Consider the following 22,152-nt stretch of genomic DNA (forward strand, 5'->3'; position numbering starts at 1 on the left):
ACGCCGCTCATAGCCATCCCGAGTCGAGAGGCCATGCCTTGGGAATCGAGACACGCCCGCCACTCCCGCTTGCCAGAAGCTTCACGCCCAGACTGTCGGGCCGCGGATAGAGGCGACTGCTGAGGCTGAAGCGCCCGTTTTCGTCGAACACCTCAATGGACGAGCGATCGAGAAACACGCGCAGTTCGAGTCGCTCTTGTGTCGGGTCTATCGACACGCTGCGCTGACCTGTGGCTTGCGCACCCGAGCGGCTGCGGTCAAGCACCAGGCGATGCAGTGATGCATCGTAGTAGAGCAGGGTTTCTTCACGGCCATCGTCGCTGCAACGCAAGGCGACTCCCAGGTGGCCGTCGGTGCAGCCGAGCAGATCCAGATGCACATGGATTTCGAGCATATCGCCTTTCACTTCCGGCACCCACCGGGATCCCGACTTATCCCACCAGGGCGTATTCGGCAATGGCGCCTTGCGTAGAGCGGTGAGCTCCCGTGCCGGATACACGCAAAGGCGATCTGCGCGCAGTTCAAGTTCGCGCGGCAAACCGAGCATGCCGCACCAGTGATGGGCCTTGCTCGGCATCGGGCTTTCCCACATGTCGAGCCACGCCCACAAAAGTCGCCGACCATCGGCGGCCAGTAGCGTTTGCGCTGCATAGAAATCGTGGCCATTATCCAGCTCGATAAAAGGCCCGCCAGTGAAGTGCCATTCGCTGTCGAGTCGGCCCACTCGATAACCAGTCTGGTACTTGTTGAGCCGGTCGTAACCGTGGGGTTGCATGCCTTGGGGGGAGTACAGCAGGACATCGCGTCCGTTCAGTCGAAACAGATCCGGGCATTCCCACATATAGCCATCGCCCTCGTTGCCGCTGGACACATAGTCAAGGAACTCCCAGACGTGCAGATCCGTGGAACGGTACAACGGGAGCAGCGGCATATCGCCCAGACGTGCGCCGGCAATCAGGTACCAACAGTCATCCTCCTTCCATACCTTGGGGTCACGAAAGTGCATGATAGTGTCTTGCGGCGCGGTCTCGATGACTGCGCCATGCTTGACGAAGCGGATGCCGTCGATACTGGTGGCCAGGCACTGGACTTGACGGATCGAGCGTTCGTCACCCGCTTCCCCCAGCCAGGTGTGCCCGGTGTAGATCAGTGCCAGGGTATCTCCACACACCACCGCGCTACCGGAAAAACAACCGTCACGGTCGAAGTCATCGCCGGGTGCCAGCGCAATGGGCAGATGCTGCCAATGAACCAGATCGGCACTCTTGGCATGCCCCCAATACATCGGGCCCCATTTCGCCTCGAAGGGGTAATGTTGATAGAAAACGTGATATTCGCCACGAAAGTACACCACCCCGTTAGGGTCGTTCATCCAGCCTGCCGGGGGAGCAATATGATAACCGGGTCGATAATCGTGGATGACGCGAGACAGGCCGTCACTCAGTGCACGCTGCGCAAGGTCAAGGGAAGAAGACATTGGGTCGCTCATGGTATTCAAAGACAAGGTCATAAGGCGCGTGCTCGTACTGAGCGCAGAGAGACGTCATCCGGCAGGGTTTCAATGGCTTGTGGGGGGCGCCTCAAGGCCGTGCCGTCGGCGTCGAACAGGTGCAGATTACCGATGTCCAGCCGCAGCTCGACCCGATCGCCGACCTGCCATCCGGCGTTGACCTCACAACGACAGATCAGTGGCTCGTCCTGCCCGGTATCGAGGTGCACATAGGTTTCGCTACCCAGGTATTCGACCCCGGTCACGACGACGCCGACGGTTCCATCCGCCGCTTTGAGCGATACGTGCTCCGGGCGAACCCCGAGGCTCAGCTGCGTGTCCGCCGCCAGGTTTGAGCTGTCGAAGGGCAGGGAGGTCATACCCAAAACGGGGGTGTCGACCAGGCTGGTTTCGCCCGGGGCATGCAGGCGCGCCGCCAGAAAGTTCATTCTGGGCGAGCCCAGAAAACCGGCGACAAAGCGGCTGGCCGGGCGTTCATAGAGTTCGCGCGGTGAACCGACCTGTTCTACGCGACCGCCATTGAGCACGACAATTTTGTCGGCCAGGGTCATCGCTTCCACCTGATCGTGGGTGACGTAGATCATGGTCGAGCCCAGTCGAGCATGCAGACGGGCGATTTCGTTGCGCATCTGCACCCGCAAGGATGCATCCAGGTTGGAAAGCGGCTCATCGAACAACAAAATGTCCGGTTCCCGCGCCATGGCTCTGCCCATGGCCACACGCTGACGCTGCCCTCCAGACAGTTCCTTTGGCTTGCGTTGCAGCAGTTTGTCCAATTGCAGGATCTGCGCAGTTTTCAGCACCCGCTCGCGCAAGCTGCTCTTTTCAGTCTTGGCCAGTTTGAGACCAAAGCTGATGTTGTCGTAGACGCTCATGTGCGGGTACAGCGCATAAGACTGAAACACCATGCCGACGCCACGCTCGCGCGGCTCCAGGTCGTTGACCCGCCGCCCGTCGATCAGCAGGTCGCCGGCGCAGATCGAATCCAGTCCGGCGATCAGTCGCAGCAGAGTCGACTTTCCGCAGCCCGAAGGGCCAACGAACACCACGAATTCACCCGCAGCGATCTCCAGGCTGACGTCGCGAAGAATCCGCACGCCGCCCAATTGTTTGTTCACGTTGTCTAGCTTCAATTTGATCACGATGCTGTTCCTTGTATTTGTTGGGCATCAACCCTTTAACGCGCCGGCAGTAAGACCGGAAACGATTCGGCGCTGGAAGATCAGCACCAGAATCACCAGTGGGACGGTGACCAGCACCGATGCGGCCATCAACAGCCCCCAAGGCAGCTCATGGGGACTCCCGCCGGAAATCAAGGCGATGGCGACCGGCACCGTGCGTTGCGTGTCTGTGAGGGTGAAGGTCAGGGCAAACAGGAACTCGTTCCACGCTGCGATAAAGGCCAATAAGCCCGTAGTGACCAGTGCGGGCCAGAGCAGCGGCAACAGCACACGGGTAAGCGTGACCCAGGGCGAAGCGCCATCCATGATTGCCGCTTCTTCCAGTTCATGGGGTAGTTGCCCCATGAACGTGGTCAGCACCCAGACGGTGAAGGGCAGGGTGAAAATCGTGTAGCTCAGGATCAACGCCCAGGACGTGTTGTACAGACCCAAGGCGCGGATCACCTCGAACAGCCCTGACAGTACAGCGACCTGGGGAAACATCGAGACGCCAAGAACCATCATCAATACGGTGCCACGCCCACGGAACTTCACCCTGCCCAAGGCATAGGCGGCGGTCAGGCTGAGGAACAGCGCCAGCGTCACCACGCAAAGCGCAACCACCAGCGAGTTACCGATAGCTCTCAGGAATGAGGATTGGTGGAGTACCGCCGCGTAATTGGAGAAGTCGGGACTATCGATCCAATAGCTCACCTCGAACAAGGCGCTGGATGGCTTCAGCGAAGTCACGATGGCGTAGTAGAAAGGGAAGACTGCATACAGCAGCAAAATCCCGATCAGACACCAGAACCCGAGGCGCAACAGCGCTTTTTTGAGTAGACGCTGGTTCATGAGCGAACCTCCAGTTGACGACGTCCGAGGTAGAGATAAAGCATGGCGATCACCGCAACGACCAGAAACAGCAGAGTCGAGGCCGCGCTGCCATAGCCAACGTCCTGGAACTCCACCAGGTGCTGGCGGGCATAGACCGACATACTCATGGTGCTCGAAGAGTTCGAGGTCAGCACATAGATAACGTCGAATACCCGCAGGGAATCGAGGATGCGGAAGATCGCTGCCACCAGCAGTGCAGGCATCAATAGTGGAAGCGTGACACGCCAGAACACCTTCAGCGGATGAATGCCATCGACCCTGGCGGCTTCGTAGCAATCGCTCGGCAACATCTGCAAGGCAGCCAGCATCAGCAGCGTGACAAAAGGTACGGTCTTCCAGACGTCGACGATGATGACCGCCCACATCGACAGATCCGCATCTGCCGTCCAGGCCAGGGGAGCGTCAATCAGTCCGAGGCTCAGCATCAGGTGATTGATGATGCCGAACTGGTCGTTAAGCATCCATGACCAGATCTTCGCTGAGACAATGGTAGGAATCGCCCACGGAATCAGAATTAACGCACGCACCAGGGAACGGCCTGTGAACTTGATGTTCAGCAGCAACGCCACCAGCAGCCCCAGGACGACTTCCAGTCCCACCGACACCACGGTGAAATGCAACGTGTTGCGCACAGCGTTCCACCATTGTGGATCGACCAGGATGCCCGACCAGTTGGAACCGTCGTGGAACAGATAATTGCTCAAGCCTACGAAGGATCCGCCACGGGTGTCCGCCAGGTTGGCGTCGGTCAGGCTGAACCAGAATGTGCGCAGTAGCGGCCAGGCCGCCACCAGGGCCAGGCACAGCAACATCGGTGTCAGAAACAGCCAGGCGGCACGTACTCGGCGACGCTGTATAGGCGTTTCCCTGGTGAGCAGGAGCTCGTCACAGGAGGCATGGGTAGAAGAGACAGACATGGTGATTTCCTTCCTTGTGGCTTACCAGTTCCGGCGTTTGATGCGCGTGAGTTCGCTTTCCAGTTCGGCCAGCGCCTGATCGACAGGCAACTCGCCCGCCAGCACGCCATGCACTCGATCGAAAAACGCATTGGAGACCCGTGGATAGCGATCGGCGGTTATTGAGGCGGGGCGCATGACCCCGTCGTTGAGAATGCTGTGGAGCTGACTGTAGTAAGGCATTGCCGCGAGCAGTTCGGGATCTTGATACAGCGACTCGATAACCGGGTTATAGGCGCCTATCAGAGCACGATGTTTTTGCTGTTGGGCACTGGTCAGGTAGCTCACCAGCTCTGCGGCAAGTTTCGGATGGGCGCTGTAACGCGATACTGCCAAGCCCCACCCACCGAGGGTGGATGCATGGTTGCCGGTCTCGCCACCCCGGGGGAGGGGAGCGACCCCAACCTTGTCTTTTACGGCGCTGTCCTGGCTTTGCACCAGGGCCCAGACATAAGGCCAGTTACGCATGAACAGCGCATTTCCCGACTGGAATACGCCACGTCCTTCTTCCTCGGTGTAATTGAGTACGCCTCGCGGGGAGATATCTCCTACCCAGCTTTTCGCCAGGGTCAAAGCAGCTCTTGAGGCCTGACTGTTAACCACGATGTCTCCTCGTGGATTGACCAGTCCGCCTTCCGGTTGGCTGCTGATCCACTCCAGCGCATTACACGTCAGGCCCTCGTAGGCGCGTCCCTGAAATATGTAACCCCACACATTGGGGTTACCGGTGTTGCGTTCGGCCTGTTGAACATCCCTGGCGGTAGCGGTCATTTCCTCCCACGTCTGGGGAACCTGCTTGTTGTACTTCTCGAGCAAGTCCTTGCGGTAATACAGCAGGCCCGAGTCGGTGAACCACGGCATCGTCACCAGCCGTCCGTTTACCGTGGCGTTATCTACCTGTGCCTGGAAGTAGCCTTGGGTCGCGTTGGCTGGAAGCACCTCACGCAGATCCATCAGATGTTTGGCCAGCATCCCCGGCCACACCATATCGATTTGAATGATGTCGATGTCGGTGGACTGCGCACTGAGGATCTGCTGGTAGAACGACAACCTCTCGGTCGCCGAGTTAGGCGTGGAAACCACCTCGACATTGTTGCCGGTCTGTTTCGACCACGCCTCGACAGCCTCCTTGCAGAGTTGTAACTCGGCACCCACTGCACCGCACGAGATCGTCAAATCGGCTGCGCTCGAGACGGACGGAAGTCCGGCACAGAGGGTGAGTAGCGCTGCTGGAAGGAGAGATTTCAGCTGTTTCATAAAGCCCTCTTTATTTTTGTTTTTAGAAAAGTTAACGTTAACACCGTCAATGTAGCAGCGTATTTGCGATGAGGCATCTTTTTTTTGTCGATTTGGACAATTCACAACTCACGAAAAAAGGTCTGCCGCTGGAACAAAACAATAAAAACAAAACAGGGAAATTCACATGCAGAAAGCATCAAGATGGCTACTCGCAGGCGTGCTCAGCACCTCGGCGGCGACCTCTCAGGCCGCTACTCTGGAAGAACGCATGGCCGCGTTTGAAGCCCGTGCCAGCGCCGCGGAAAAGCGTGCAGCCGCAGCCGAGCAGCAAACCCAGGCACTCGCCAGGGAATTGCAGCAGATCAAACTCGCCACTCCTCCCTTGCAGCCCGCCGCGTCTACTGCGGCAGTAATTTCGGCGCCTGCTTTGGATACCCGGCTGGCAAAACTCGAAGCCCGTCAGCAAAGCCTGGAGAAAGAGGGCAATACCGGACACCTCACTGATGGGTTCAGCTTCAACGGCTATGCCCGCTCTGGATTGCTGATCGACGAGGGGCTTGGTGGTGGCCGTGGCGGCCCTTATACAACTCCGGCCGGCTCGGTTGGTGGTGCAGTCGGGCGACTCGGTAACGAAGACGACACCTACATGCGTATAGACCTGTCGAAAGAAATCTATGCGCAAAACGGCACCCGTTCCAAATTCACGGTCTCCATCGCCGACGGCGTGGAAAGCTCCAATGACTGGACGGCCGACGAAAGCAAACTGAACGTGCGCCAGGTATTCACAGCGCTCGACCATGTCGCTGCATTCAAGGGCAATTCAGTGTTCGAGAACGCCACCCTGTGGGCAGGCAAGCGATTCGATAGAGATAATTTCGATATCCACTGGCTGGACTCGGACGTCGTCTACCTGGCCGGCACCGGCGGTGGAATCTACGATGTGCAGATGAACAAGAATTGGCGCTCGAATTACTCCTTGATTGGACGTAGCTATGGGGATTTCAGTCAAGGGGGTATTAATGCCGATGTGGCAAGCTACATCCTGACCTCCAACCAGTTCTTCGACGATGGTCAGTGGCAGTGGATGTTCAATGGCATCGGCGCAAAGAAAAACGATTTCGGTACTCGCACCAATAAAGCGGGTTTTACGCCTGCGGATTCCGGCTTGCACAGCATGCTGGCCAATCACCAGAAAAACTTTTTCGGCAGAGAAGGCTTCTTCAAAACGGCGCTGCTCTATGGGCAAGGTCTGGGGGCAGAGGTCAAGAACGTCGGCTCGGATGGTGAACTGATTGATGATGCCCGCGCTCTGCGTCTGGCACTTTACGGTGAAACACCCCTTGCGCCTGACTGGCGCATCGGGCCCAGCTTGCTGGCCGAAGCGAGCAAGGATAGATACGTCAAGGGTGACGACTACCGCTGGCTGACCCTGAACGTGCGATTGGCTAACAAAATCAACAGCAACTTCGAGATGGCCTACGAAATGAGCTGGCAAACCATGAACCTCGACCCCAAGGGCTATCTACAACGTAATGCGGTCGACGGTAACTTTTGGAAATTCACTGTCGCCCCGACATTCAAACTTGACGTTGGAGATCTTCTCACACGTCCCGAATTGCGAGTGTTCGCAAGCTTCATGAACTGGTCTTCGGATCTGGACAGATTCAGTACCACAGACTCCTTTGGCATGACGGACTTCCACGCCGGAGGCGTATGGCAATACGGCATACAAATGGAAACCTGGTTTTAATATTTGAACGCGTCCGGTCAACACGCCTTCAGCTCATCGATCCCTGCTTTTCACCAAGCGTATTGAGTAATTGATTACCGGTCAAAGCTGATCAACCAGCAGTTATCCCTACGACAAAAAAATAAGGAAATGACGATGGTATTGCCTCGCGCAGTAGTGTTTGGCGAAGCCCTGACCGATCTTGTCCAAGGCACTCCTGGACAGTGGAAGGGTTACCCAGGTGGTGCTCCTTGGAACGTTGCACGAGCGCTAAGTCGCTTGGGTGTTAGCAGCGCTTTTGCTGGGTCGGTGAGCATAGATTCACTGGGTGACGAGATAGTTTGGCAGTCGGAAGCGGCAGCATTAGATATGAGGTTTATCCAACGGGTAGACCGAGATCCTTTGGTCGCCATCGTTCCATCGAGCCGTCCTCCAAGATACTTTTTTGCTGGAGATGCCGATCTGTTTTTTGATCCAGATCTGATGCCCGAAGGATGGATCAACCAAGCAGAGCTGTGTCATTTCAGCTGCATCAGTTTGGCTCGACAGCCACTCGCAGACAGGCTGGTTAAAATTGCTCAGCAGGCCAAAGAAGCCGGTAAACGGATTAGCTATGATCCGAACTGGCGCAATTTAATGGATAGCCATTATCGGGAGCAGACCTTCCCTACGATGACCACCCTTGCTGACATGATTAAGCTTTCCGACGAAGACCTTCGGCAAATTTATCCAGGGCTGACAGAACACCAGGCAATGGATGAGCTTCGCGCTCTTAATCCTCAGGCGCAGATCCTTTTTACCCGAGGAGAACACGGGATGATTCTCCACACCCCGGACAGCCAACTCGATCAGCCGGCTATTGCCGTGAAAGTGGAAGACACGGTTGGAGCAGGAGACGCTTGTATGGCTGGTTGGCTGGCTGCGGAGTTGCTGGGGATCGTAGACTTGAGAGAACGCCTGCGATTTTCAGCAGCTTGCGCATCCATATCGTGCCGCCATGCCGGAGCCCATGCTCCTGCGCTAGCTGATGTGGAAGGTTTGCTGCAGCTGCTAAAACATACTTGACCATGGTTGCCGCTTGGCGAGCAATCGATCACAGTGAAATGGCCAACGTCCGATCCTGAAGGTTGCGCCCGCTTTGTCCGTGGACTCACTCAATGATTCGCATCGACGCCATCTGGCTCGCCACCGAGCCCATGGACATGCGTGCCGGCACTGAAACGGCTCTGGCCAGGGTGATCGCGGTGTTCGGTGCGGCGAAGCCGCACTGTGCTTATCTGTTCGCCAACCGCCGCGCCACTCGTATGAAAGTGCTGGTGCATGACGGGATTGGCGTCTGGCTGGCTGCTCGCAGGTTGAATCAAGGCAAGTTTCACTGGCCAGGCATTCGACAAGGCTGCGAGATGGAGCTGGATACTGAGCAACTTCAGGCCTTGGTGCTCGGCCTACCTTGGCAACGCGTTGGGGCTGGCGGTGCAATCACACTGCTTTAACACCCGCCATTAGCCCATTGGTCTATCGCCGCGAACGGCCTGCTCTGGCAAAGTTCGCGGCATGACGTCCTCACCCAACCTCGACCAAATGTCCCCCGACCAACTGCGTGCCCTCGCGGCGCAGTTGCTGTCCCAGGTTGATTCTCTCGGGCAGCAAGTCGACAGGATGGGCAAGAAGAACGACCGCGACCAAACCATCATCGAGCAGCTCACCCACGAAATCGCCTGGTTCAAACGTAATAAGTTTGCCAAGCGCAGTGAGCAATTGAGCCCTGCCCAAGGCAGCCTGCTCGACGACCTGCTCGACACCGACATCGCGGCCATCGAAGCCGAGCTGAAGGCGTTGAATCCGCCGGCTGCGCCGGCCGAACCACGCAAGCAGCCAAAGCGTGTTTCCTTGCCAGCGCAGTTTCCGCGTACCGTGATTTATCACGAACCCGACACTACCCAGTGCGCCTGCGGCTGCCAGCTCCAGCGGATCGGCGAAGACGTCAGCGAGAAGCTGGATTACATCCCGGGCGTGTTCACCGTCGAGCAACATGTGCGCGGGAAGTGGGTCTGCCGCGAGTGCGAAACACTGACTCAGGCACCGGTTCCGGCCCAGCTAATCGACAAGGGCATCCCGACCGCAGGGCTGCTGGCTCACGTGATGGTGGCCAAATTCGCCGACCATTGCCGCTGTATCGGCAAGAGAAAATCTTTGGCCGCGCCGGCCTGGCTATCGCCCGCTCGACCCTGGCGCGATGGGTCGGCCAAACCGGTGTGCAGCTCCAGCCCTTGGTCGATGCGCTGCGCGAAACAGTGCTTGCTCAAGGTGTGATCCACGCTGACGAAACGCCAATTGGCGGGTTGTACGAAATTGAACGGCAAGCGCGGGAAATGACCGACGAAAATCGCTGGCGAATACGCCAGGAAAAAGCGGCCCCCATTATCGACGCACTGCATACCTGGATGTTGGCCCAGCGCGATCTTGTGCCCGAAGGGTCGGCTATCGCGAAAGCTCTGGATTACAGCCTTAAGCGCTGGACGGCACTGACTCGATATCTCGAGGACGGGGCTGTGCCCATAGATAATAACGCGGTCGAAAATCAGATAAGGCCGTGGGCACTTGGACGCTCGAACTGGTTGTTCGCCGGGTCGCTACGCAGCGGTAAACGGGCAGCTGCGATCATGAGCTTGATCCAGTCGGCCCGCATGAATGGGCATGATCCTTATGCGTATCTCAAAGATGTGCTGACGCGCCTGCCGACGCAGCGAGCGAGTAAGATCGACCAACTGCTGCCACAGCATTGGGTCTCGGCCTGACGTTCTCAACGTGAGGGTGCTCTTGCATTAGAATGACCGCTCAACTCATATGGAACAGGACTGATCCGAATGGAAGCGCGAGCCACTTTTTCCTCCAAGAATTTCAAACCAACTGACCTGACTCCCACGCCCGAAATTACAACAGGCTTACCAGTGTCGATCAGCTCCATGGAAAAGTCCTATACAGGAACTATCGATGGTATTTCTTCAACAGCCTTTACTGCGGCGTTCGACCAAGCGTCAAGAAGGGGCAGCTACATCGCGATGGAGAGCTTCAAGGGTACGGTGAATGGGGTAGAGGGTTCCTTTAACTTCATTCATTCCGCCTCCACTACCGGAATTGATCGTGCAGATGAGTTTTTCTGCATAGTTGGAGGCAGTGGTACGGATGGTTTGAAAGGGATATCAGGGTCAGGAGGGATCACAATTGACATCGATGGAACGCACCATATTTGGTTGAATTACCACCTCGAATAATTTAACAAGCCGTAAAGGGCACCGCCCCTGACGCATCAGGGAGGTGTCCTCGCTAGGTGCTTACCGTGGCTTTGCCGGATGCTTAGTGCGCCAGTTAAAGCTGGCGGAGGATAGTCGATGAAAGTTCGATACTGGTAAGAAATGGCGAATCAACCAGACCCCGAGTCATGCATGTTGCACCGTGAGGTGCAGGGTGAAGCGTTGACAGGGGAAACCGATGGGCCAGCCATTGAGCCGCGTAATCAGGAATCCGGGATGCCGATGCTGTTAAGCGAAGCAGAAGGCAACACGGAGCATGGCGTTATACGCCAGTCCACGGGAGTGCGCCTCGGAACCAGCGATGAACAGAAGAGGACGTGGCGAGATAGTTTCAATGTCGTCGAACGGGTAGAAGTTCATGAATTTCACGTTGCTGGTCAGCGTCGGCATGGTGGTCGTCTGCGGCGACGCGCCTGCAGGAGTGACTTCACCACGGGAGGTTCGATAGAAGTCCACGAATTCGTCCCCGATTGCGTTGCCCGTTAGTTTTAGCGGGGCACCAGCGGTGTATTCAGTTTTCCCGCCTGAAAACTCAACATAGCGCTGCTCGGCCGCCGTTTTGAGGAATTGCTTCTTCTGTTCGGAGGTCAGTGAATTACCCAGGCCTTTGCGGTACAAGTCGCCATGGTTGTACATGCTCACTGTCGCGATTGCCTTCAGGCGAGGGTCGATCTTGGCCGCGCTGATGACGAAGGCGCCGCTGCCGCAAATGCCAATGATGCCGATACGCTCACGATCAACGAAAGGGCGGGTGCCCAGAAAATCCACTGCTGCGCTGTAATCCTCCGCGTACATGTCCGGCAATACTGCATTGCGAGGCGTGCCTTCACTCTCCCCCCAGAAGGACAGATCCAGAGAGAGTGTGACAAAGCCCTGCTCGGCCATCTTGGTCGCGTAGAGATTAGAGCTTTGCTCCTTCACCGCGCCCATCGGGTGGCCCACGATGATGGCGGCACTTTTCGCGTTAGGGTCGAGGCCTTTCGGAGTGAACAGATTACCCGCCACCTTCATCCCGTATTGATTCTTGAAGATGACTTTTTCTACGGTCACCTTGTCGCTCTTGTAGAAGTTGTCAGCGCCTTTCGACATGTCAGCTCCAATTGATGAAAAAGAGACGATGAGCAGCCCCAGGGCAAGCAAAATTCTTTTCACTGGATATTCCTTTCAGTTGAATAGTTGTCCATTGGCATCGTTGAAACCGGACGCTCAACCCACCAAGGTGGCGTTGTCGATCACGAAGCGATACTTGACGTCGCCCTTGAGCATTCGCTCGTAGGATTCATTTATCTGGTCTGCTCGAACCAGTTCGATGTCGGCGACGATGCCGTGATCGGCGCAGAAATCCAGCATCTCCTGCGTTTCCGGGATTCCACCGATCATCGAGCCGGCAATCGTTCGGCGCTTCATGATCAGGTTGAACACATTGGGCGATGGATGGGGTGATGCGGGCGCACCGACCAGGGTCATCGCCCCGTCGCGCTTGAGGAGTACCAGGAAGGCGTCGAGATCGTGGGGGGCTGCGACGGTGTTGAGAATGAAGTCGAAACTCTTGGTATGTGCCGCCATTTCTTCAGGGTTTCGCGATACGACGACCTCATCGGCGCCTAACGCCTTTGCCGCCTCGCGCTTGTTTTCAGAGGTGGTGAACGCCACGACGTGAGCGCCCATCGCATGGGCGAGCTTAATGCCCATGTGGCCCAGGCCACCGATACCGACTACGCCGATCTTCTTGCCCGGCCCGGCGTTCCAGTGACGCAGCGGAGAATAGGTGGTAATGCCCGCGCACAGCAGCGGTGCGACTGCGGCCAGTTGTACTTCGGGGTGGCGGATGCGCAGCACGTAGCGCTCGTGCACCACGATGTTTTGTGAGTAACCGCCCAGCGTCCAGCCGGGCTCGTCCTGGGTCGGGAAGTTGTAGGTGCCGACCATGCCGTCGCAGTAGTTTTCCAGGCCCGAGTCACAGTCGTCACAGTGTTTACAACTGTCGACGATACAGCCGATACCCACAAGATCTCCCACGTTGAAGTCTGAGACATGCGCACCTACCGCCGATACACGGCCAACGATTTCGTGACCCGGGACGCAGGGGAACTGCGTGCCTGCCCACTCGGCGCGGACTTGGTGCAAATCCGAATGGCAGATGCCACAGAAGGCGATATCGATCTGAACATCATGGGCTGCCGGATCGCGGCGGTTGATCTGCATCGGCTCAAGGGGTTTATCGCCTGCATGGGCGCCGTAGGCTTTCACAAGCATGGGAAGCTCCGTCATTAGATACATCGGATAACCAGTTTCCCTGTGCTTGCTTCCTTCCTGAAGTCCATTTCGCTGGATTACTTGCCTGATCCTATGAGCTTTAATTTTTTAGCTGGGAAAAGGTCGGGCCGCAGAGTTAGAGTGCGGCAACGAGATGTAGGACAATCATGACGATCAAACACGATAACGCAGGTCAAAACACATCACCGCAGGAAGCTCTCGCGCAGATCATTAGCGCACAGATACCGAAAGCTGGTGACTACGGATCGCCTATCGCGGGCCTTGGCTTCTTTCGGCGCGAACATCCCGCGCCACCGACCATCTGCATGGTGGAGCCGAGCATCGTTGTCGTAGCCCAAGGTGAGAAACAATTGTGGGTCGGCGCAGAAGGGTACCCGTACGACACCTCGAACTTTCTGATCACCTCATTGGATTTGCCGGCCAATTCAGAGGTGTTGAAGGCAAGCCCGGAGAAGCCGTGCTTGGGCTTTACGATGAAGCTCGACCTGCGCGTGCTTGCCGAATTAGTAACCCAAGGTGGTTTGCCGCCGACACGTGATCGATCGGTTGTGAAGGGCGTAGGAATCAGTTGCGCGACGCCAACCCTATGGGCATCGTTTGAGCGCCTGCTGGCACTGCTGGATGAGCCTGAAGCGATTCCCGTACTCGCACCCTTGATCATGCGAGAGATTCACTTCCGCCTGTTGCAGGGTGACCAATCTGCCAGGCTTCGGCAGATCACTTCCGTGGATGGACAGGGCTATCGGATTGCAAAGGCAATTGACTGGCTAAAGTTGAATTACGCGCTGCCACTTCGGGTTGATGAGCTCGCGACTCGTGTCCAAATGAGCACACCTACATTTCATCATCACTTCCGGCACCTTACCGCCATGAGCCCACTGCAATACCAGAAATGGCTGCGGTTAAACGAGGCGCGGCGATTAATGCTGAATGAACATCAGGACGCATCCAGTGCAGCGTTCAAGGTCGGCTATGAAAGTCCTTCCCAGTTCAGTCGCGAATATGCCCGATTGTTTGGGGTGCCCCCCAAGCGAGACATCGCGGCGATGCGTGGCCGAGTGGTCGGCTCTGGTTTGCGCCAGAGCGGTAGATAATTTCCTGCAGACTTCGCCACACCAGATCTGATGACAGACCGCTTTTGGCCGATTTCTGCCTGTCGTGACCGGCAGAAGTCGACCCATTCGTAAGAGGGCGAGACGGCTATGCTGCGTCTGGAGAAAAACACCTCTGACACAGCGTTATGGCGTCATGTTTCTATGCAGGTGGTAACCGAGGCAACTACTCAAGCCTCCATAACTCTTCCTCACGGCAGGAAAGCCGGAGCAAGCAAATTTCGATATAAAAAATGCCGCGTAACGGAGCAACTGGTACACAACTCCGACGCGGCAAAAAGCTCTGTTTGACGAGAGCGTCGATAACCCCGTAGGGGGTCGGTTTACATGGCCCAGTGCAGCATTGCCAGCACCAGTGCGCCAAGAAATACGGTTTCTCCGACCATCAATAGAATGGGTTTGATTCCCACCGAGGCCAGCTCCTTGAGCTGCGTCTTCATACCTAATGCGCTGATGGCGATCACCAGGCACCAGCGTGACAGACTGTTGCCGGCGTCCTGAACCACCTGAGGAATGAACCCGGTGCTGTTGGCTGCGGCAAGGATTACGAATCCCACCGCGAACCAGGGCAGGAGCGGTGGTCGCTTGCTGCCTGGTTCGACCCCGCGGGCGCGGGTGATCATGGCCGCGCACAGAATCACCGGCAGTAGCATCGCCACGCGCATCAGTTTCACCACCGTGGCGCTGTCGCCGGTCTCACGGGACATGCTGTAGCCGGCGCCAACTACCTGGGCCACATCGTGAATGGTTCCGCCGAGGAAAAAGCCGGCATGCAACGGCGTCAGGTTGAAATACTGGGCGATCATCGGGTAAAGGATCATTGCCAAGGTGGACAGCGCTGAAACGCCAATGACCGTGAACAGCGTCGCCCGCTCTTTCTTCTCGTGGCTGGGCAGCGCTGCCGCTAGGGCGAGGGCCGCCGAAGCGCCACAAATGGCGGTGGCGCCGCCGGTCAGGAGGCCGAACAAGGTGCTGAAACCCATGGCGCGAGCCGCGACGATGGACACTAGGATCGTCACCACCACCAGCGTCACCACCATCACAACCGGCTGCCAGCCAAGGGCAACGATCTGCTCCAGGGTGATACGGATGCCAAGCAACGCAACACCGACCCGGAGGATCTCGCGGGCCGTGAACTCGATACCCGGCTTGCACACCCCGTCACCGGAAAGAAAATTCATCGCCATGCCCAGCAACAGTGCGAATAGCATTACCGGCGCGCCGTAGTGCTCGGAGAGGAACGTGGCCGCAGCGGCGACCATGGCGCTGACGATAAAGCCGGGCATCAGCAACTGGCTGCGTACCCCCAGCGAAGCAATGGCTGCGGAGCTCATGCAGGTCTCTCCTGGGTGAAAGGCAGTGGTTGTGCCGCAGGCAGCTTGATGTGGGCGCTCATGAATTTCTTCCAGATGGTGTGCTACCAGCGACTGTCGGCATCAGTTTCTGGATATCGCGTTGGTAGTGGCGCTTGCCGTAGCAGAACACGAGGGCTGCTGCGATGCTGATCAGTGGGATCAACTGGAAAGCACGATCAAGGCCAAAGGCGTCAGCCAGCAGGCCCGTGACATAGGGGCCGGGCCCTTGGCCAAGCAGGTTATTGGACAAGGCCAGAATGGCAAAGGCCGTGCCGTGCACCGAAGGGTGGGTCAAGTTGGCGATGGCGGCGCCGGCGGGGCCAAACGTGCCAGTGACCACCAGCATGGCCAGAGCGATGACTACCAGTTGTGCCACTCCGGGGGGCAACAGCATGGCCGCTGACAGCAATAGGCTAGTGATCAGGCAGTAGGCGACGGCCAGGGAAATCTTGCGCTCGGGAGCTTTGCGGCACAGGCGGTCGCTGAGGATGCCGCAGAGGATCATGCCGGCGCCACCCGCCAGGATCAGGGCGGCGGAGATCATGCCAGCCCGATCGGTGCCCATGTGGTAGTAACGGTTCAGGTAGCTGGGCAACCAGGCTATCAACGAGGCGCCGATGAACATCTGCAGGCCGCTGCCAATATAGGCGCTGATGACCGAACGACTGGCAAACAGCGAGCGTAGCGGACTCTTGCCGTTTGCTTCGGCGGATTGGCCTGCGGCCTTGTCGCAGTTGCCAAGGCGCCGCTCTTTTACTACCAGTGGATAGATGATGGCGAGCGTCAGGCCGAATGTCGCCATGACGATGAAAGCAGAGCGCCAGCCCAAGTGCTCGGCGATGATGCCACCCAGCGCCATGCCCAGTACTGAGCCAAACATGGCGCCAGCCATGAAGGTGCTGATGAGGGTCGCACGCATCTGCTTGGGAAAGACGGAAAGCACCACAGCTACGCCGACGCTGGCATAGGCTGCCTCGCCGATGCCGACCAACGACCTGGCGAGGAGCATGTGTTGGTAATTTTGTGCAAAGCCGGAGCCCAGTGTAGCCAGGCTCCAAATCGCGGCCATCAGCACCAGGCTGCGGACCCGTCCCCAGCGGTCGGCCATTATTGACATGGGTACGGTCAACAGGCCCACCATCAGACCGACGATGCCGCTCAGCAGGCCGAGCTGGGAGTCGCTCAGTGCCCACTCGGATTTGAGCAGTGGAAAGATTGCATTGAGCACTTGTCGCGACATGTAGTCTGAAATCAGCAGACCGAAACTGAGTGCAAATACGCACCAGGCATACAGTCGGGGCGCGTTGATGGTCGAGGTTTCGATATTGTCAGTAAGGGCGTGGTGAACATTCATGGCGTTTCCTTGAGTCTGCGCTTCTTGTTGTTATTGCACGGCCCTGATCGGACTCGTGAACCGGGACTTGGCCAGCTGGCGGGTCGGGCAAGCATGGGAACGTGTCACTACCCGCCCGAGCGCGTTGAGAGAGGCCGGCCCTCAGGCGGTGGGCAGTCGGTAGTCCTGGAATATCTCGCGAAGCTTGTTCTTCAGCATCTTGCCGGTCGCGCCGAGCGGGATGCTGTCGACGAATACCACATCATCCGGGGTCCACCATCTGGCAATCTTGCCTTCATAGAAGCCAAGCAATTCGTCGCGCGAAAGTTCGCTGCCGGGCTTGCGGGTCACGACCAGGAGCGGGCGTTCATCCCACTTCGGATGGTGGGCCGCAATACACGCGGCCATCGCAACCGCCGGGTGGGCCATGGCGATGTTTTCCAGATCAATGGAACCGATCCACTCACCTCCTGACTTGATGACATCCTTGCTGCGGTCGGTGATCTGCATGAAACCCTCGGCATCGATGGTCGAGACATCGCCTGTCGGGAACCAGCCATCTACCAGCGGATCGCCAGCGTCGCTCTTGAAGTAAGAGGAGATGATCCAGGGGCCGCGCACCATCAGCTCCCCCGAGGTCTTGCCGTCGTGGGGGAGTTCCTTGCCATCTTTGCCGACGATCTTCATGTCCAAGCCGTACACGACCCGGCCCTGTTTGGCCTGCAGGGCGCGGCGTTCGGCGCTGTCCATGGCGAGATGCCTGGCCTTGGGGGTGCAAACGGTCCCGAGCGGGCTCAGCTCGGTCATGCCCCAGGCATGCAGCACCTGTACGTCATAGCGGTCCTCGAAGGCCGCCATCATGGTCGAAGGGCAGGCCGAGCCGCCGATTATCGTCCGGCGCATGGTCGAGAATGTCTTGCCGGTTGCCTCGACATGGGCGAGCAGACCTTGCCAGACGGTAGGCACGCCGGCGGACAGGGTGACTTTCTCCGCCTCGAACAACTCGTAGAGCGATTCGCCGTCGAGCAATGGCCCGGGGAATACAAGCTTGGCGCCGACCATGCAGGCTATGTACGGCAAACCCCAGGCGTTGACATGGAACATCGGCACCACCGGCAGGATGGTGTCGCGCGCCGAGCAGTTCAAGGCGTCGGGGAGGGCGGCGGCGTAGGTGTGCAGAAGCGTCGAGCGGTGGCTGTAGAGCACGCCCTTGGGATTGCCAGTGGTACCGGAGGTGTAGCACAGCGACGATGCGCTGTTCTCATCGAAGGTTGGCCATACGAAGTCATCGGCGTGCGTTTCGATCAAATCTTCGTAGCAAAGCAGATCGGGGATCGAGGTAATCGCCGGCATATGCGCTCGATCGGTCATGAGCACGAAACGGGTGATGGTCGAGACTTTGCAAGCGATGGATTCGACCAGCGGCAGGAAGGTCAGGTCGAAGAAGAGGACGCGGTCCTCGGCGTGGTCGGCGATCCACTGCACCTGGTCGGCATGCAAGCGTGGATTCAGCGTGTGCAGCACGGCACCCGAGCCGGATACGGCGTAGTACAGCTCCATGTGGCGGTAGCCGTTCCAGGCGAGCGTAGCGACGCGGTCACCAAAGCTGACGCCGAGTGTGGCGAGTGCATCGGCCAGGCGGCGCGCGCGCTGCCCGAGGTCGCGATAGGTTTGTCGATGGATATCGCCTTCGACGCGTCGGGAGACGACCTCCTGGTCGCCATGGTGGCGCTCGGCATGGGTGAGGAGCGTCGAGATAAGCAGCGGCGGCTGCTGCATCAGTCCATTCATGTTGGACACCTTCTTATTGTTGTTCATGTGAAATACCTTGGCGCATAGCCAACGAGGGAGCGACTTAGTTGTCGTCCAGTTGTTCGAGGAACTCGAGAAGCAGCGCGTTGATCTGCTCTGGCTTTTCTTCCGCCGCGCTATGGCCCACGCCGGGTAGCAGTACCTTCTTGCGTAGCCCGACCAGGTAGGCGTCGAGTTGCTCATACAGCCCGCGAATCTGTGGCGGCTCGAGGGATGGGTCGTTGGCGCCACCGATGAACATGCTGGGCTGGCTTATCACTGCGCCATCGAGAAAGGCGGAGATCTCCCAGTTGCGGTCGCGGCAGCGGTAGTAGTTCAGGGGACCGGTGAAGCCGGCACGGGTGTACTCATCCACGTAGTAGTCAATCGCTTCCGGGCTCAACCAGGCGGGGAACGTTGCAGGGTCGGTGAACGCATTGAGGATGGGCTCATCCGGCTCGATGAATAGGCGCCAGCGCTCGGCACCGACTGCATCGCCCGAGACCGAGTAGTAGATGCTGCGCAAGGTCTTGCGCGTGTCGGCGGCCAGTTCACGGTCGGGCTTTTCCAGCTGCTGGAAGTACAGGTGGTGGTAGCCCTTGCCCTTGGCCATCGCCCGCAGCCCATCCGTAGGCCTGGTCCGGCCGCGCGGAGGCACTGGGGTGTTCAGCATGACCAGTGCGCGAAACAGTTCGGGGCGTAGTATGGCGCAGGCCTGGGCTACCCAGGCACCGAGGTCGTGGCCGACGACGATCGCAGAGGTTTCGCCCAGGGCCTCCATCAGGCAGACGATGTCACCCACCGCTTGGCTCATGTCATAGGCCTCGACCGCAGCTGGGCTGTCGGACATGCCGAAACCTCGCAGGTCAGGAGCGACCACCCGATAACCAGCAGATGCCAAGGCCGGGATCTGTCGTCGCCACATGTACCAGAGGTAGGGGAATCCATGCAGGAGGATGACCAGGGGGCCCTGGCCTTCCTCGACGTAGTGCATCCGGATGCCGTTGATCTCAACGAAGTTGTGGGCGAACGCATGCGGAGCGTCTACGTCCCGCTGGGGCTGGTTCTGGAGATGTTCCAAATTCATCGCAGTACTCGTCATATTGTTGTTTTATGGGAAGAGCTTGACGAGATAGGGGTGGTTGAGTTTGGCTATTCAGGACACCAACTTATCAAAACGGGACGGGGTGACCGCATGTCCAGCCTGATTCGCAGTGCCAGTTTGACCGGCTATGCGTCCATCGCCCACGCAGTCGGGCTGGACCCGTTCCGGATGTTGCGGCTGGCCAAATTGCCACCCCGCGTGCTGGAAGATCCGAATCTGCTGATCAGCAGCTATTCGGTCTGCTGGCTGCTGGAAGAGTCGGCACGTCTTTCCGGTCAGGAAGCCTTCGGCCTGCTCATGGCGGAACGCCGAGACCTGGCCGACTTTGGCATGCTTGCCCTTATGATGCGCGAGGAACCCACCCTGCGCGCTGCGATGGAGTCGTCCGCGCGCTATATGCGGCTGCATAACGCTGGTGTGCAATTGCGCCTTGAAGACGCCGGTGACCTGGTGCTTCTGCATGTCGATATACAGCAGAAACACCCAGGGCTTTTGCGCCAGGCGATCGAAATTTCAACCGGCATTATTGCTCGGTCCTATGGGGCACTGGCGCACGATGCTTTCAAACCCGTGGCCATCTGTTTCAGCCATGACCGACCAGCCCGACTGGACGTCCATCGCCGCGTGCTCGGAACGGCAATCGACTTTGGGCAGGAGTTCAACGGCATTGTCTGCCGGGCTCGCAACGTTGACTTGCCCATTGCCGCAGCCACACCCAAGCTCAATCGAGAAGTGAAGCGCTGGCTGGACATGCAGTTGGCGGACCAGGGTGATGAGCCTCTTGATCGGGCACGCCAGGTCATCAGGGTACTGCTGCCCACCGGAACCTGTTCGGTCGATCGTGTCGCCCAGCACTTGGGGTTGCATCGCCGCACACTCAATCGGCGCTTGGCGGAAGTCGGTGAGAGTGGGCTTTCTGTGGTCAATGCGGTGCGCGTCGAACTCGCCGAGGAGTACCTGTTGACCAGCAAGCGCAAGCTCTACGAAATCGCGGGCTTGGTGGGTTTTTCATCAGGCGCCGACTTCTCTCGCTGGTTCCGTCACCAGTTCGGCATATCCCCGTCGGAATGGGCCATACAGCATCGTGCGCATGCGGCAGCTGGGTCCACCCAACTGGCGCCGTCCCCTCCCGGGAAGCATTGACGAAGCCGGATACCCAGCCGCCCTCGTTGTCCGAAAATGCCAATATGTTGTCCTGTCTTGCAAAAGCTGCGGCGACGGCAATCCCTAGCATCTCTCCAAGGAACCGAATCGGTGCCACTGGCTCGCTTTGATCCTGTCTGATTTGCCGGGCATGCGATTGCATGCCGGCGTACGCCAGAGACTGGAGATTTCAATGATAAAAAAAACAGCTTTCCAAAACAGTTCATCGCCATCACCGGCGATTGTCCGTCCTTCGGCTCTTCAACATTCGATCAAGGTTGAGCTTTGCACGCCGAACATCGGCGCCGAGATCAGCAACATCAGCCTGGCCGACGCTGCCCAGGACCCTGAAATGATCGCGGAGATCCGGGCTCTGTGGCTCAAGCACAAAGTGCTGTTCTTTCGCGACCAGGACATCACTCCGATGGAGCAGCAGAATTTCGCGGCGCAATTCGCCGAACTGGAAGCCCATCCCGTTGCGCCTAGCCATCCGGAGGCGGACAAGTTGCTGATGCTGTACCGCAATCTCGACCCCAACAAGCAGAACATGGTCGAAAAGATCAGCCGCGAAAACCTTTGGCATGCCGATGTCACCTTCAAGAAGGCACCGCCTCGCGGCGCGGTGTTGCGCTGCGAACTGGGTCCGGAGGCCGGCGGCGACACCATTTGGTCCAACATGGTGATGGCCTATGAAAACCTGCCCGACGCCATCAAGCAACGCATCGATGGCTTGTACGCCAAGCACGATGCCGAGCACGCCTTTTTCGCCCAGATGCCGATCGCCGATCGTCACGCGATGGCCGCGAAGAACCCTGTCGCCGAGCATCCGGTTGTGCTTATCCATCCTGAGACGGGCGAAAAAGTGTTGTTCGTCAACTCGGCGTTCACCACCCATTTCTCGAACTTCTACACCTTCAGGGACGTCCGGTGCGGCCAGGACTTCAAGCCGGAAGCTAATAATCTGTTGAACTATCTGATCTCCCAGGCCGCGATTCCGGAATACCAGGTGCGCCTGAAGTGGCGACCCAACACCGTCGCGATGTGGGACAACCTGCTGTGCCAGCACTACGCAGTGGCCGATTACGGCAATGCGCCGCGAAAGATGCTTCGCGCGACATTGACCGGTACCCCTCTTAACTGATCCACCCAATCTCCAGGGGGTCTACTCCTCGTGCTGGGTCAGTCGAGCGCCTACATCGTCGTCGGCCAAATCGAGCGGTCAGCTTCTGGCAAT

17 protein-coding genes and 2 pseudogenes are annotated in these 22,152 nt (G+C 58.1%); 8 read left to right on the forward strand and 11 right to left on the reverse strand.

Annotated features, from left to right (window positions below; genetic code table 11):
* Nucleotides 1–7: 7 nt before the first annotated feature.
* The 5 genes from ACN1C3_RS11535 to ACN1C3_RS11555 are packed head-to-tail and all read right to left on the reverse strand — an operon-like array spanning nt 8 to nt 5,777.
* The gene (locus ACN1C3_RS11535; protein ID WP_419115936.1) at nt 8–1,510 is read right to left on the reverse strand and encodes a glycoside hydrolase family 32 protein; all 1,503 of its coding nucleotides are present in this window, start codon (nt 1,508–1,510) and stop codon (nt 8–10) included.
* A complete protein-coding gene (locus ACN1C3_RS11540; RefSeq protein WP_419115937.1) occupies nt 1,507–2,652 on the reverse strand; it encodes an ABC transporter ATP-binding protein in 1,146 nt (381 codons plus the stop codon). Before ACN1C3_RS11540 ends, ACN1C3_RS11535 begins: the two co-directional genes overlap by 4 nt.
* A 27-nt stretch (nt 2,653–2,679) precedes the next feature.
* Nucleotides 2,680–3,522 (reverse strand): carbohydrate ABC transporter permease, encoded by an 843-nt coding sequence (locus ACN1C3_RS11545; protein ID WP_419115938.1) that lies wholly within the window; start codon nt 3,520–3,522, stop codon nt 2,680–2,682.
* The gene (locus tag ACN1C3_RS11550; protein WP_419115939.1) at nt 3,519–4,481 is read right to left on the reverse strand and encodes a carbohydrate ABC transporter permease; all 963 of its coding nucleotides are present in this window, start codon (nt 4,479–4,481) and stop codon (nt 3,519–3,521) included. The genes ACN1C3_RS11545 and ACN1C3_RS11550 overlap by 4 nt, the downstream gene beginning before the upstream one ends.
* 21 nt (nt 4,482–4,502) lie before the next feature.
* Nucleotides 4,503–5,777, reverse strand: a complete 1,275-nt coding sequence (locus ACN1C3_RS11555; RefSeq protein ID WP_419115940.1) for an ABC transporter substrate-binding protein — start codon at nt 5,775–5,777, stop codon at nt 4,503–4,505.
* 166 nt (nt 5,778–5,943) lie between these two features.
* Between ACN1C3_RS11555 and ACN1C3_RS11560 the strand changes: the two genes are divergently transcribed.
* The 5 genes and pseudogenes from ACN1C3_RS11560 to ACN1C3_RS11580 all read left to right on the forward strand — a co-directional run bounded on the left by ACN1C3_RS11560 (nt 5,944) and on the right by ACN1C3_RS11580 (nt 10,763).
* Nucleotides 5,944–7,509: a carbohydrate porin gene (locus ACN1C3_RS11560; protein WP_419115941.1), complete on the forward strand. Its 1,566-nt coding sequence runs from the start codon at nt 5,944–5,946 to the stop codon at nt 7,507–7,509.
* Nucleotides 7,510–7,644: 135 nt separating this feature from the next.
* A complete protein-coding gene (locus ACN1C3_RS11565) occupies nt 7,645–8,553 on the forward strand; it encodes a carbohydrate kinase family protein (protein WP_419115942.1) in 909 nt (302 codons plus the stop codon).
* A 92-nt stretch (nt 8,554–8,645) separates the two neighbouring features.
* The gene (gene tnpB / locus ACN1C3_RS11570; RefSeq protein ID WP_274304532.1) at nt 8,646–8,981 is read left to right on the forward strand and encodes an IS66 family insertion sequence element accessory protein TnpB; all 336 of its coding nucleotides are present in this window, start codon (nt 8,646–8,648) and stop codon (nt 8,979–8,981) included.
* Nucleotides 8,982–9,042: 61 nt separating this feature from the next.
* Nucleotides 9,043–10,286 (forward strand): annotated as a pseudogene (gene tnpC / locus ACN1C3_RS11575) (IS66 family transposase).
* Between the two features lie 69 nt (nt 10,287–10,355).
* Nucleotides 10,356–10,763 (forward strand): DUF3224 domain-containing protein, encoded by a 408-nt coding sequence (locus tag ACN1C3_RS11580; protein WP_419115943.1) that lies wholly within the window; start codon nt 10,356–10,358, stop codon nt 10,761–10,763.
* Between the two features lie 282 nt (nt 10,764–11,045).
* Here ACN1C3_RS11580 and ACN1C3_RS11585 read toward each other — a convergent pair.
* Nucleotides 11,046–11,954 (reverse strand): annotated as a pseudogene (locus ACN1C3_RS11585) (alpha/beta hydrolase); the annotation flags it as partial.
* A 54-nt stretch (nt 11,955–12,008) separates the two neighbouring features.
* A complete protein-coding gene (locus tag ACN1C3_RS11590) occupies nt 12,009–13,058 on the reverse strand; it encodes an NAD(P)-dependent alcohol dehydrogenase (RefSeq protein WP_419115944.1) in 1,050 nt (349 codons plus the stop codon).
* Nucleotides 13,059–13,225: 167 nt separating this feature from the next.
* Here ACN1C3_RS11590 and ACN1C3_RS11595 point away from each other — a divergent pair, with 167 nt between their 5' ends.
* On the forward strand, nt 13,226–14,173 hold the full coding sequence (locus ACN1C3_RS11595; RefSeq protein ID WP_419115945.1) for an AraC family transcriptional regulator N-terminal domain-containing protein: 948 nt from the start codon (nt 13,226–13,228) through the stop codon (nt 14,171–14,173).
* Between the two features lie 341 nt (nt 14,174–14,514).
* Here the strand turns inward: ACN1C3_RS11595 and ACN1C3_RS11600 are convergent, their stop codons facing one another.
* The 4 genes from ACN1C3_RS11600 to ACN1C3_RS11615 all read right to left on the reverse strand — a co-directional run bounded on the left by ACN1C3_RS11600 (nt 14,515) and on the right by ACN1C3_RS11615 (nt 19,664).
* Nucleotides 14,515–15,525, reverse strand: coding sequence for a YeiH family protein (locus tag ACN1C3_RS11600; protein WP_419115946.1), 1,011 nt, complete (start codon nt 15,523–15,525; stop codon nt 14,515–14,517).
* 58 nt (nt 15,526–15,583) lie between these two features.
* Nucleotides 15,584–16,900, reverse strand: coding sequence for an MFS transporter (locus tag ACN1C3_RS11605; RefSeq protein ID WP_419115947.1), 1,317 nt, complete (start codon nt 16,898–16,900; stop codon nt 15,584–15,586).
* Nucleotides 16,901–17,041: 141 nt separating this feature from the next.
* The gene (locus tag ACN1C3_RS11610; RefSeq protein ID WP_419115948.1) at nt 17,042–18,697 is read right to left on the reverse strand and encodes a 3-(methylthio)propionyl-CoA ligase; all 1,656 of its coding nucleotides are present in this window, start codon (nt 18,695–18,697) and stop codon (nt 17,042–17,044) included.
* Between the two features lie 37 nt (nt 18,698–18,734).
* Nucleotides 18,735–19,664, reverse strand: a complete 930-nt coding sequence (locus ACN1C3_RS11615) for an alpha/beta fold hydrolase (protein WP_419115949.1) — start codon at nt 19,662–19,664, stop codon at nt 18,735–18,737.
* Between ACN1C3_RS11615 and ACN1C3_RS11620 the strand changes: the two genes are divergently transcribed.
* Together ACN1C3_RS11620 and ACN1C3_RS11625 are read left to right on the forward strand one after the other, a co-directional pair.
* Nucleotides 19,617–20,918 (forward strand): AraC family transcriptional regulator, encoded by a 1,302-nt coding sequence (locus ACN1C3_RS11620; protein ID WP_419115950.1) that lies wholly within the window; start codon nt 19,617–19,619, stop codon nt 20,916–20,918. The genes ACN1C3_RS11615 and ACN1C3_RS11620 overlap by 48 nt on opposite strands.
* A 271-nt stretch (nt 20,919–21,189) precedes the next feature.
* On the forward strand, nt 21,190–22,059 hold the full coding sequence (locus tag ACN1C3_RS11625) for a TauD/TfdA dioxygenase family protein (RefSeq protein WP_419116097.1): 870 nt from the start codon (nt 21,190–21,192) through the stop codon (nt 22,057–22,059).
* The last annotated feature ends 93 nt before the right edge of the window (nt 22,060–22,152 follow it).

Origin of the sequence: Pseudomonas sp. H11T01 (assembly GCF_048515765.1) — a bacterium.
Classification (GTDB): domain Bacteria; phylum Pseudomonadota; class Gammaproteobacteria; order Pseudomonadales; family Pseudomonadaceae; genus Aquipseudomonas.